General features: G+C 31.6%; 6 protein-coding genes. 5 read left to right on the top strand and 1 reads right to left on the bottom strand.

Annotated elements, in window-relative coordinates; all coding sequences use genetic code 11:
• The first annotated feature begins 123 nt into the window (after positions 1-123).
• The 5 genes from JOC70_RS07345 to gltS (JOC70_RS07325) all read left to right on the top strand — a co-directional run bounded on the left by JOC70_RS07345 (position 124) and on the right by gltS (JOC70_RS07325) (position 8,219).
• Positions 124-1,155, top strand: a complete 1,032-nt coding sequence (locus JOC70_RS07345) for an ABC transporter substrate-binding protein (protein WP_204598238.1) — start codon at positions 124-126, stop codon at positions 1,153-1,155.
• Between the two features lie 698 nt (positions 1,156-1,853).
• A complete protein-coding gene (gene gltS / locus JOC70_RS07340; protein ID WP_204598237.1) occupies positions 1,854-3,044 on the top strand; it encodes a sodium/glutamate symporter in 1,191 nt (396 codons plus the stop codon).
• 235 nt (positions 3,045-3,279) lie between these two features.
• Positions 3,280-4,470: a sodium/glutamate symporter gene (gene gltS, locus JOC70_RS07335; RefSeq protein WP_204598236.1), complete on the top strand. Its 1,191-nt coding sequence runs from the start codon at positions 3,280-3,282 to the stop codon at positions 4,468-4,470.
• A gap of 793 nt (positions 4,471-5,263) precedes the next feature.
• The gene (gltS, locus tag JOC70_RS07330) at positions 5,264-6,454 is read left to right on the top strand and encodes a sodium/glutamate symporter (protein ID WP_204598235.1); all 1,191 of its coding nucleotides are present in this window, start codon (positions 5,264-5,266) and stop codon (positions 6,452-6,454) included.
• A 574-nt stretch (positions 6,455-7,028) separates the two neighbouring features.
• A complete protein-coding gene (gene gltS, locus JOC70_RS07325) occupies positions 7,029-8,219 on the top strand; it encodes a sodium/glutamate symporter (protein ID WP_204598234.1) in 1,191 nt (396 codons plus the stop codon).
• Positions 8,220-8,298: 79 nt separating this feature from the next.
• On the opposite strand, the gene JOC70_RS07320 is transcribed toward gltS (JOC70_RS07325), so the two are convergent.
• Complete coding sequence (locus JOC70_RS07320; RefSeq protein WP_204598233.1) at positions 8,299-12,603, bottom strand: 2-hydroxyacyl-CoA dehydratase; 4,305 nt, start codon at positions 12,601-12,603, stop codon at positions 8,299-8,301.
• Between the last annotated feature and the right edge of the window lie 104 nt (positions 12,604-12,707).

Raw genomic sequence — 12,707 nt, 5'->3', positions numbered from 1 at the left:
AAAACAAGCTTATAAAAGCTTAACTTTCAAAATCATTACTATTATTTGCTATTTTATATATTATCACACTTAACCATATCTTACATATTATAAGAATATAAAAAAGTTTAATCGGAGGTTTTTATGAAACATAAAAAACTTAAACTTATTTCTTATATTATTGTCATAGTAACTTTACTAGCAGCACTTGTATCCTGCAGCGGTAATACTAAGACCGAGGAAAAGAAAATAGTAAAAGTAAATGTCAATGAAGTTGTTCGTTCTGTTTTCTATGCTCCATTTTACGCTGCAGTAAATAATGGCTTCTTTAAAGAAGAAGGCATAGAAATCAATCTTACAACAGGCCAAGGTGCAGATAAAACCATGCAGCAAGTATTGAGCGGAAGTGCTGATATAGGTTTTTGCGGTCCTGAGCAAGTTATCTACATTTACAATCAAAACAGAGAAGATTTTCCAGTTATATTTGCTAACTTAACTCGTAAAGATGGTTCCTTCCTTGTAGGAAGAACTAAAGAAGATAACTTCAAGTGGGAATCCTTAAAAGGGAAAACTATTATTGGCGGAAGACCTGGTGGCGTACCTGAAATGGCATTAGAATATGCCCTTAAAGATCATGGATTAGATCCTGCTAAGGATGTTAAACTCATTACAAACTTAGCTTTCACTGCAACTTCTGGAGCTTTTAAAGCAGGTACCGGAGATTATGTAGCTTTATTTGAGCCTACAGCCACAATGCTTGAAAAAGATAACTCAGGTAAAATAGTAGCTTCAATTGGAGAATCTGTTGGAGACATGGGATATACTGCATTTTTTGCAACCAAGTCATATATACAGAAAAATGAAGCTCTTCTGGAAAGCTTCACAAAAGCTTTATATAAAGGACAGCTATGGGTTAAAAATAATAGTGACGAAAAAGTAGCTGAATCTATAATATCTTTCTTCCCTGGAACAGATAAGGATGTAATCATATCTGTTGTAAAGAATTATAGAGGTATAAATGCTTTTGCAGAAGATCCTATATTAAAGGAAGAATCTATGACAAAATTAATGGATGTAATACAGTCTTATAAATCAGATCTAATTCCTAAAAGACCACCATTCAAAGATATTGTTAATAACACTATAGGAGCTAAAGTTTTAAACGAAGTAAAATAGTATTTTCAAAGCTGCTTTGTTGTATTACAAAGCAGCTTTTATATATATCCCTTAAATTCAATATAATGGAACATATATGAAATATATTAAAAATAATATTTCATTTTTCTTTTTAATAATATCTTTTATATTATTAAATTTTTGTAAAAAACTTCAAATTTCGCATCTTAACCCATCATTTTTTAACATTTTATTAATATTTTTATTTTATTATAATTGTTTTATAAACACATATACATATATTTATATATTTTTTTGAAATAAATTAAAAGAATTTATTAGTATGCAAAATAAGTTTTATTTTGAGAACCATTTATTATCAACCTTTCAAATCAATAATCATTAATATATTTAACAATAAAACCAATAGATTTATTATTTATTTTTCGACTATATCTTGTAAAATTTTGTATAAAACAATCATTTTAAATAGTTATTTCTTTTCATAATATAATTAAATTATTAATTTTTTTATAACTTTTTGTATTATTATAACTTCAATTTTATATTATTCATTTTTTACTGAAAAATGAATAATTTTTAAAATAACATTCATTTTTTTAACTTTTTAGATTGATTTTTTTATAATTTGATGTATAATAATAATTGTACTGTAGGTTAACGTTTTCAGTACAAGTTGTTTAATTTTTATCATTATTATTTTATTTAAATTTATTTAAAAGGATGGTGGACTTATTATGGAAATGAAATTGGACATGATGCAAACCACTGCATTAGCGGTAGTAATTTACTACTTCGGCGGATGGGTAAAATCTAAGTGGAAATTACTCTACAAATTTTGTATTCCAGATCCAGTTGTTGGCGGACTTATCTTCTCAATATTAAACCTTTTCTTAAGACAAAGTGGTGCGTTAAAATTAACTTTAGACACCACATTACAAAGTCCATTTATGATGGTTTTCTTTACTTCTATAGGATTTACAGCAAGTTTACAACTTGTTAAAAAAGGCGGAATACAAGTTGTTATATTTTGGGCATTAGCATCCGTTCTTTGTATCGTTCAAGATGCAGTTGGTGTAACAATCGCTAAGGCATTAGGACAAAATCCTTTACTCGGACTTATCACTGGTTCTGTTACAATGACAGGCGGACACGGCACAGGTGGAGCCTTTGGTCCAGAGTTCGAAAAAATGGGACTTGCAGGTGCTACAACATTTGCTATGGCAGCTGCAACTTTCGGTCTTGTATCCGGTTCATTAATAGGAGGACCACTTGGTAGAAAATTAATAGAAAAGAAAAATCTTAAACCTCATCCAGAACTATATGTTTCTGACGCAGAAGTTAATGCTGCAGCTGAAGAAGTTGTATCTTATGACGAATTATTTAAAAGCTTTGCTTTACTTTTAGTAGCTCTTGGAATCGGAGCAGTACTTGGAAACTTCTTTAAGAAATTAGGGATAACTCTTCCAGCTTACGTTAGCGCAATGATTATAGCTGCTATTATATTAAATGTTGGTGAATCAAATGGTAAATGGCACGTTAACCAAAAATGTACAGAAATAATCGGTTCAATCGGACTTAATATCTTCTTGTCCATGGCCTTAATATCATTAAAACTTTGGGAACTTGCAGCAGTTGCTGGACCAATGCTTATAATACTTATAGCTCAAGTTATTGTAATGTGGTTATTTGCTTATTATATAACATTCAATGTAATGGGAAAAGACTTTGACGCTGCAGTAATGAGCGCTGGACATTGTGGATTTGGTATGGGTGCTACTCCAAACGCAATGGCAAATATGAAATCAGTTGTAGAAAGATTCGGACCTGCTCCAAGAGCATTCTTTGCATTACCTATAGTTGGTGCTTTCTTAATAGATTTCACTAATGCAATAATTATAACTACATTTGCTAATATCTTCAAATAGTATACCTTTCTAATAAAATATTAAAAGTGAATTTATGAAAAAACAAAAATGTCTGTTCATTTCGAACAGGCATTTTTGTTTTTTCATTTAAAATTTAAAATTATTACTTTTCTCTTTTTTACGTTTCTTATTTCTATCTTGCAACTTGGTTTACTCCATATATCTTGTGTATAATATTCCTTTCTAAGGGAAAACTTTTATAAGATTAAATATTATTAAGAAAGGATGGAGTTTAATGAACATAAAACTTGATATGATGCAAACCACTGCATTAGCTGTAGTTATATACTACTTCGGTGAATGGTTAAGAACAAAATTTACTATACTTTATAGATTTTGTATTCCTGCTCCAGTTGTAGGAGGACTTATCTTTTCCATTTTAAATTTAATTTTAAGACTTAGCAATATACTAAAAATTGATTTAGATACCACTCTCCAAAGTCCTTTTATGATGGTGTTTTTTACTTCTATAGGATTCACAGCCAGCTTAGAACTCATCAAAAAAGGCGGAGTTCAAGTTCTGATATTTTGGGGATGCGCCGCCGGTCTTGCCGTATTACAAGACGCTCTAGGCGTAGCCCTTGCAGGAATTTTAAACGCTAGCCCTCTACTTGGACTCATATGCGGTTCTGTTACAATGACAGGAGGACACGGGACCGGGGCAGCCTTTGCCCCATTATATGAAAGCATGGGACTCAAAGGTGCAATGACTGCTGCCATGGCTGCAGCTACTTGGGGCCTTGTATTTGGTTCACTAATAGGTGGACCTGTAGCAAAATCATTAATAGAAAGAAAAAAACTTGAACCAAGAAAAGAAGAAAAACCTAAAGGCAGCATAGTAAATGAAATAGAAGAAAGAGTTACCTACGAGGAATTGTTTAGATCTTTTGCCCTTCTTCTTATAGCTATAGCCATAGGAGCAGTACTTGAAAAATTCTTCAAGAATTTAGGATTAACACTTCCGTCTTATGTTAACTCTATGATAATTGCTGCAATAATACTAAATACCGGTGAACTTTCTGGCAAGTGGAATGTAAACAGTAGGTGTATGGATATTTTAGGTAACATAGGATTGAATGTCTTTTTATCCATGGCTCTCATAGGTTTAAAGCTTTGGGAACTGGCAGCCGTAGCGGGTCCTATGGTCGTAATACTTATATGTCAAACAATACTAGTATTTATATTTGCAATGTTTGTAACATTTAATTTAACTGGTAGAGACTTTGATGCCGCTGTTATGTCTGCAGGACACTGTGGATTCGGTATGGGTGCAACTCCTGTAGCTATGGCAAACATGAAATCTGTTGTAGACAGATTTGGCCCAGCTCCTAGAGCATTTTTCGTGCTACCTATAGTTGGAGCATTTTTAATAGACTTTGCAAATGCTCTTATAATAACAACCTTCACAAACTTTTTTGCAAAATAGAACCTTGCAATTACTTTTGTATAGTTAGCTCAAGTTGTTGAACACTAATCATCAATAGTGAAAATTATGTTTATATTATTCATTATTGGTGGTTAGTATTTACTTATCATATTGTTCTTCTACCCTTTCTCGCAAACCATAAAGACACGCATCATTCAATCATATATCACTAATATAAATACCATCTCTGATTTTCCATATTTTTGTCGATAAATGAAATATCATGTATGTATTATTTCACATTTAAAATAAATTCTTTATCGAATACATTTCTTATTCTTCTTAATTCTAATAGAACAACAAACGACTTATTCATAATTATTTAATCATTTTGGTAATATTTATAACATATTATACATTAATATTGATTTTATATTTAAATCCACTTTAAAACATTAAAATATAGTATTTTAATGCATTATATTGTTTAATAATTCATAACCAACCCATTGATATCACTTATATATAATTATATAATATACAAAAGCACCAAAATGCTTTTTTCAACATTTTTGTATCTTTGTTTGCATTATTATTTGTATTTTTTTAACATTTTTTATAACAATCTTATAATTTTATAAATTTTTTGTTAAAAATCAAGGTATATTTATTCAAGAAGATAAATATTATTCACTTTTTTTTGATAAATGATTTTTTTTTTATTTTTTATTCATTTTTTTAATTTTTTAGATTGCTTTTTTTATCACTTTGTGTATAATAATAAGTGTACCAAGCATAACGTTTTCATATTTCACTAATTTAATTAAATTTTTATAAGAAAGGTGGACTTATTATGGAATTAAAATTAGACATGATGCAGACCACTGCATTAGCAGTAGTAGTTTACTACTTTGGTGGCTGGGTAAAATCAAAATGGCAGTTACTTTATAAGTTCTGTATTCCAGACCCAGTTGTAGGAGGACTTATATTCGCATTTTTAAATCTTGCTTTAAAGCAAAGCGGTATTGTAACTTTAAGCTTAGATACAACATTACAAAAACCATTTATGATGGTATTCTTTACATCAATAGGTTTTACAGCAAGCTTAGAGCTTGTTAAAAAAGGTGGTATTCAGGTTGTTATATTCTGGTTACTAGCTTCTCTATTATGTATACTTCAAGATGGCCTTGGTGTAGCTTTAGCTACAGCACTAGGACAAAATCCTTTACTTGGACTTATAACTGGTTCTGTTACTATGACAGGTGGACATGGTACTGGTGGTGCTTTCGCTCCAATATTTGAAAGCATGGGACTCAAAGGCGCTATGACATTTGCTATGGCATCTGCTACATTCGGACTTGTTTCTGGTTCTATAATCGGAGGACCTCTTGGTAAAAAGCTTATTGAAAAGAAAGGTTTAAAGCCAGCTTCAGCTCATGCTTCAAACGAAGCTGCTGGAACTATTGAAGCTGAAGATGAAGTAACTTATGATTCATTATTCAAAGCTTTTGCAGTTATTTTAGTATCTATTGGAATCGGTGCTGTTCTTGAAGGATTCTTCAAGAAAGCTGGAATTACTCTTCCATCCTATGTTAACTCAATGATTATAGCTGCTATCATCTTAAACGTAGGCGAAAGCACTGGAAAATTCCGTGTAAATGCAAAATGTACTGATATGATTGGAAATATTGGACTTAACGTATTCTTATCAATGGCATTAGTTGGATTAAAACTTTGGGAACTTGCAGCAGTTGCAGGACCAATGCTTATAATACTTACAGCACAAGTTGTTATGATGTGGTTAGTTGCTTACTATCTAACATTTAATATGATGGGAAAAGACTTCGATGCTGCTGTTATGGCTGCTGGACACTGTGGATTTGGTATGGGAGCCACTCCAAATGCAATGGCTAACATGAAATCTGTTGTTGACAGATTCGGACCAGCTCCAAGAGCATTCTTCGTATTACCTATAGTTGGAGCATTCTTAATCGACTTTACAAATGCAATCGTAATCACTGCATTCGTAAACTTCTTAAAATAACATTATCAACATTAAAATTAAAGCACTGATGGACAAGTTCCTCAGTGCTTTTTTTATTTTATAAACTTTTCACACTAAGCTTATAATTTATTTACTCTTCGCACTCCTCTAGTACTTAGTATATATTTTAAAATATGACCGTTTATAAAATCATCCCTTCATTTTTAACGAATTATGACATTTTATGTATTTAATAAATTATCACTTGGTATTATTCTATTATGATTGCTCGATTCAATTCCCTCGCATCCTCCTAGTTTAAGTCGGTTACAAAATTAACAATTATTTAATTTTAATATAATTTTCACCAAAAATTATTGTTTGTGTAATCATATACATTTTATTTTTATCGACATTTTGTCCCATCTTCATTCAATATTTTCTGAAAAATATTGCATTATTAAAATTATTTATAAAAAAATGTTGAATTATGAAAATATTTATGCTAGTATATTAAATGTTCCTTAAGGATATCAAATATATGATTTATTTTTAACTTAATATTATTTTTACATAATTAATATTTTAACAATATTTATATTAATATTTATATTTAGGAAAGGTGGTATTTTTTATGCAATTTAAATTAGATATGATGCAGACCACAGCTTTAGCAGTTGTTGTATACTACTTTGGTGGTTGGCTTAGATCAAAAGTAAGCGTACTTGAAAAATTCTGTATACCTGCACCTGTTGTTGGTGGACTTGTATTTGCAATTGTAAACCTTATATTAAGACAAAACGGACTTTTAAAACTTGAAATGGATACTACGTTACAATCTCCTTTTATGATGGTATTCTTTACTACAATAGGTATGGGTGCTAGCATAGACTTAATAAAAAAAGGTGGATTACAGGTTGTTATATTCTGGTTACTTGCTTCTGTGCTTTGTATATTCCAGGATGGTTTAAGTGTTATATTATCAAATGTACTTGGAATTGATCCAAAGCTTGGATTAATTGCTGGTTCTATAACTATGACAGGTGGACATGGTACTGGTGCTGCCTTTGGTGCTTTATTCGAAAGCCAAGGTATGCAAGGTGCTTTAACAGCTGCAATGGCAGCTGCAACTTTCGGACTAGTTATGGGTTCTATAATAGGTGGACCTATAGGACAAAGTCTTATTAAAAGAAAAGGTTTAAAGCCTTCTATTTCTAAGGAAGCTCAAAATACAGCTGCTGCTTCTGCTGAAGTTGTAGATGAAATTACTTATGAAGAATTATTTAAAACTCTTGCTATAGTTTTAGTTTCAATAGGTATTGGTGCAGTACTTGGAAACGTATTTAAGAATATGGGACTAACTCTTCCTGCTTACGTTAGTGCGATGATAATTGCTGCTATAATATTAAACGTTGGCGAATCTACTGGCAAATGGCACATTAATGCAAAATGTACAGATGCAATTGGAACCATAGGATTAAATGTATTCCTTTCAATGGCTTTAATTGGATTAAAATTATGGGAACTTGCGGATATAGCAGGCCCAATGCTTGTAATATTAGTTTCTCAAACAATACTTATGGCTTTATTTGCAACATTTGTTACATTTAACTTCATGGGTAAAGACTTTGATGCTGCAATTGCGGCTGCTGGACACTGCGGATTTGGTATGGGAGCTACTCCAAACGGTATAGCTAACATGACATCAGTTTCTGAAAAATTCGGACCAGCTCCAAGAGCATTCTTCGTATTACCTATAGTTGGTGCATTCTTAATAGACTTTACAAATGCAATCATAATTACTGCATTCGTAAACTTCTTCTAATAATAAATTTAATTAATAGTTGATAATTTTTAAAGAAGTTCCGCTTTAGCGGAACTTCTTTTTATTTTACATTCTATATTTACATTCCCAAATGAAATCCTTCATTGTAATCTTGAACAAAATCTTGTTTTTGCTCTTTATGGCGTACTGCATTTTGTTCAAACTGAAGATTTTTATTTGCCACGGATAGCATAAGCTTTATTCTATTTAACTGATTTACTTCACTGGCACCGGGGTCATAATCTATAGCAGCTATATTTGCACCTGGATAAATTCTTTTAAGTTCCTTTATCATACCCTTGCCTGTTACATGATTTGGAAGACATGCAAAGGGCTGCATACATATTATATTTTTAACTCCAGTTTCAATAAGTTCTACCATCTCGCCAGTTAAAAACCACCCTTCTCCTGTTTGGTTCCCTAACGAAAGTATTTTTGATGCTCCTTCTGCTAAGACTTCAATGCTTTGCGGAGCACTAAATCTATTACTATAATTGAGTGCTTTTTTCATTTCTTTTCTATAAAGTTCCATAAATTTTATAGCAGAACTCGAAATAATAGCTGCAACCTTCGAACCTGAAAGTTCTTCATGTTTATATATAGCACCATGAGCACAATACATAAAAAAGTCTAAAAGATCAGGTACTACTACTTCTGCTCCTTCTTTTTCTAAAATGTCTATCACTTCATTATTTGCAGTGGGATGAAATTTCACCAATATCTCTCCTACCACTCCAACCTTAGGTTTTAGAATATTCTTTACCTCTAGGCTATCAAAATCTTTAACTATACTCCAAATATTATTTTCAAACTCCTTATGATTTCCACTTCTTATACTATCTTTGCACTTATCCATCCATTTTCTAAAAAGCTGATTAGTAGAACCAGGAATTTTTTCATAAGGCCTTACTTTATAAAGTACTCTCATGAGTAGATCTCCATAAATAAGTGCCATAAGTCCTTTATTAATAAGACTTAAACTTATTTTAAATCCTGGATTTTTTTCTAGCCCTCCTACATTTGCAGATATAACAGGAATTCTGCTAAAACCTGCTTCTTTTAATGCCCTTCTTAAAAAAGCTATATAATTTGTAGCTCTACACCCTCCACCAGTTTGAGAAATTATAACCGAAGTATTCCCTAAATCATACCTTCTAGATTTTAACGCTTCGATTATCTGTCCTACTACTACTATAGATGGGTAGCAAGCATCATTATTTACATATTTAAGCCCTTCATCTATGGCACTTCTATCTACAGATGGAAGTATTTCTAGATTATATCCTGCTTCATTAAAAGCTTCTTGTACTAATTCAAAATGTATTGGTGCCATTTGGGGGCAAAGTATTGTATGTCTTTTTTTCATTTCCTTTGTAAAAATTACTCTCTTCTCTGGTTCAATTATCTTATGTGGCACAAAGCCATTTTTATCTCTTTCTTGCATTGCAGCCATTAAAGATCTTACTCTTATCTTTACTGCACCTAAATTGCTTCCTTCATCTATTTTAAGTACAGTATATATTTTTCCATAAGAATTCAATATTTCCTGTACCTGATCTGTGGTTACAGCATCAAGTCCGCAACCAAAAGAATTAAGCTGTATAAGTTCTAAGTTTTTTTCCTTAGCTACAAAACTTGCTGCAGCATAAAGTCTTGAATGATAAACCCATTGATCTACAACATTTAACGGCCTTTCTACATTACCTAACTGTGCTACTGAATCTTCTGTAAGCACAGCTATACCAAAAGATGTTATTACTTCAGGAATCCCATGATTTATTTCAGGATCTAAATGATATGGTCTCCCTGCTAGCACAACTCCTTTTTTACCTGTAGTATTTAAGTATTTCACTACTTCTTCGCCTTTTATTCTTATATCACTTTTAACTTTTTTATCCTCTTCATATGCAAGTTTTAACGCTCTTTCAAGTTCAACATTTGAAATATTAAATTCACTCAATTCATCTCTTAGTCTTTTAAACATCTTTCTTTCGTCATCAAGAGGTAAAAAAGGATTCATAAATTTAATATGTTTTTCATTTAATATATCCATATTATTTTTAATTACTTCAGGGTAAGATGTAACTATAGGACAATTAAAATGATTATTTGCTTCTTTAAATTCCTTTTGTTCATAAGGAATAGATGGATAAAATATAAAATTTATTCCCCTATTAACAAGACTCATAATATGCCCATGAACAATTTTTGCTGGATAACAAGCAGATTCTGATGGTATTGTTTCCAGTCCAAGTTCATAAACGTTTTTGGACGATCTAGGTGAAATTTCCACTCTAAATTTAAGTTCATTAAAAAATGTAAACCAAAATGGATAATTTTCGTACATATTTAGAACTCTTGGTATTCCTACACTTCCCCTTATAGCCTCTTCTCTTTTCAGAGGAATATAGTTAAATAGCCTTTTATATTTATATTCAAATAAGTTTGGTACACTTTCACTAGAACTTTCTTTTTCTACTCCCCTTTCACATCTATTACCTGAAATAAACTTAGAATTATCCGAGAAATTATTCACAGTCAAAAGACAATTATTTGCACACTTTCCACACCTTTTCATAGATGTATTCCACTTGAAACTTTCAAGTTCTTCTAACGGAATTAATGTTGTAATATGTGATTCCTCACATCTTTCCTTTGAAATAATTGCTGCTCCAAAAGCTCCCATAAGACCCGCTATATCAGGTCTTACAGCTTCTCTTCCTGAAACACATTCAAAGGCACGAAGTACTGCATCGTTATAAAAAGTTCCTCCTTGAACAATTGGCTTTTTTCCTAAACTTTCAGCATTTCTTACCTTTATAACCTTAAAAAGTGCATTTTTTATTACAGAGTATGATAATCCTGCAGATATATCACCTACAGTCGCTCCTTCTTTCTGAGCTTGTTTAACTTTTGAATTCATAAAAACTGTACATCGTGAACCTAGATCTACCGGATTTTTAGCTCCAAGTGCTGCCTTTGCAAAATCTTGAACCTGCATATTAAGAGAACTTGCAAAAGCTTCAATAAAGGAACCACATCCAGAAGAGCAAGCTTCATTTAACATTATACTATCTATTACCCCATCCTTTATTTTAAGGCATTTCATATCCTGTCCACCAATATCTAATATGAAATCTACTCCTGGTAAAAAGAAATTTGCTGCCTTATAATGAGCAATAGTCTCTACTTCACCTATATCTATGGATAAGGCATTCTTTATTAAGCCTTCTCCATAACCTGTTACTGTAGAATTTACAATTCTAGCTTCTTTAGGTAATTTTCCATAAAGATCTTTTAAAACATTAATTACAGATTTTAAAGGATTTCCTTCATTACTTCCATAACGAGAATAAAGAAGCTCCCCTTTTTCGTTAATTAAAGCTACCTTAGTCGTAGTGGAACCTGCATCTATACCTAAGTAACAGCTTCCCTTATGTTCTGTTATATCTTTAGTTTTTACTTTATTTTCATCATGTCTTTTCTTAAATTTCAATAAGTCTTCTTCAGATGAAAATAATGGCTGCAACGATTTAGTTTCTTCATTTATATTTTCATTCAACATTTTTAATCTATCATTTAACTCATTAAACTTAATTGCTTTATCATCTATTGATGAAATGGCAGCTCCCATAGCAACAAAGATCTGAGAGTTTTCTGGAAAGATAACTTGATCTTCCTTTAAATTTAACGTTTCTTTAAACCTTTGTCTTAGTTCTGATAAAAAACAAAGTGGACCCCCTAAAAAAGCCACATTACCTCTTATAACTTTTCCACAAGCAAGTCCACTAATAGTTTGATTAACTACAGCTTGAAGTATGGAAGCTGCTATGTCCTCTTTAGCTGCTCCTTCATTTAAAAGAGGCTGTACATCAGTTTTCGCAAAAACCCCACATCTAGCTGCAATAGGATATATTACATTGTAATTTCCTGCAAGCTCATTTAGTCCTCCTGCATCAGTTTTAAGAAGTGATGCCATTTGATCTATGAATGCCCCCGTGCCCCCTGCACAGGTTCCATTCATCCTTTGATCAAGGCCTCCCTGAAAAAAGGTTATCTTTGCATCTTCTCCTCCAAGTTCTATTGCAACGTCTGTTTCGGGTATAAATTTATCTATAGTAGTTGTGCATGCTATTACTTCTTGGATAAAAGGTATATCAAGCCACTTAGAAACTGCAAGACCGCCAGATCCAGTAACCTTTATAGTTACATGATAATCGCTAAAGATTTTATAGGTTTCTTTTATTACTTTTATCATAGTGCTCTTAATGTCCGAAAAATGTCTTTCATATTTGCTATATAATACATTAAAATAATCATCTAATACTGCAATTTTTACAGTGGTAGAACCCACATCTAATCCTAAATGCAATACCTTTCTCATAGCTTTCTCACCTTTTTAAACTTTCTATTTAATTAATTTTACAGTTCAAAAAATACCCATATATTTTAAATATATGGGTATTATATAATTTTCATACCTTTAAA

Source organism: Clostridium pascui (assembly GCF_016908015.1).
Classification (GTDB): Bacteria; Bacillota; Clostridia; order Clostridiales; family Clostridiaceae; genus Clostridium_AK; species Clostridium_AK pascui.
The sequence above is the reverse complement of the archived record's forward strand: the minus strand, read 5'-3'. Positions and strand labels throughout refer to the sequence as shown.

What these genes read in the sequence shown, in the direction of transcription:
- gltS (WP_204598237.1), top strand. Translation starts at nt 1,854, where the DNA reads ATGGAAATGAAATTGGACATGATGCAAACCACTGCATTAGCGGTAGTA.
- JOC70_RS07320 (WP_204598233.1), bottom strand. Translation starts at nt 12,603, where the DNA reads ATGAGAAAGGTATTGCATTTAGGATTAGATGTGGGTTCTACCACTGTA.
- JOC70_RS07345 (WP_204598238.1), top strand. Translation starts at nt 124, where the DNA reads ATGAAACATAAAAAACTTAAACTTATTTCTTATATTATTGTCATAGTA.
- gltS (WP_204598236.1), top strand. Translation starts at nt 3,280, where the DNA reads ATGAACATAAAACTTGATATGATGCAAACCACTGCATTAGCTGTAGTT.
- gltS (WP_204598235.1), top strand. Translation starts at nt 5,264, where the DNA reads ATGGAATTAAAATTAGACATGATGCAGACCACTGCATTAGCAGTAGTA.
- gltS (WP_204598234.1), top strand. Translation starts at nt 7,029, where the DNA reads ATGCAATTTAAATTAGATATGATGCAGACCACAGCTTTAGCAGTTGTT.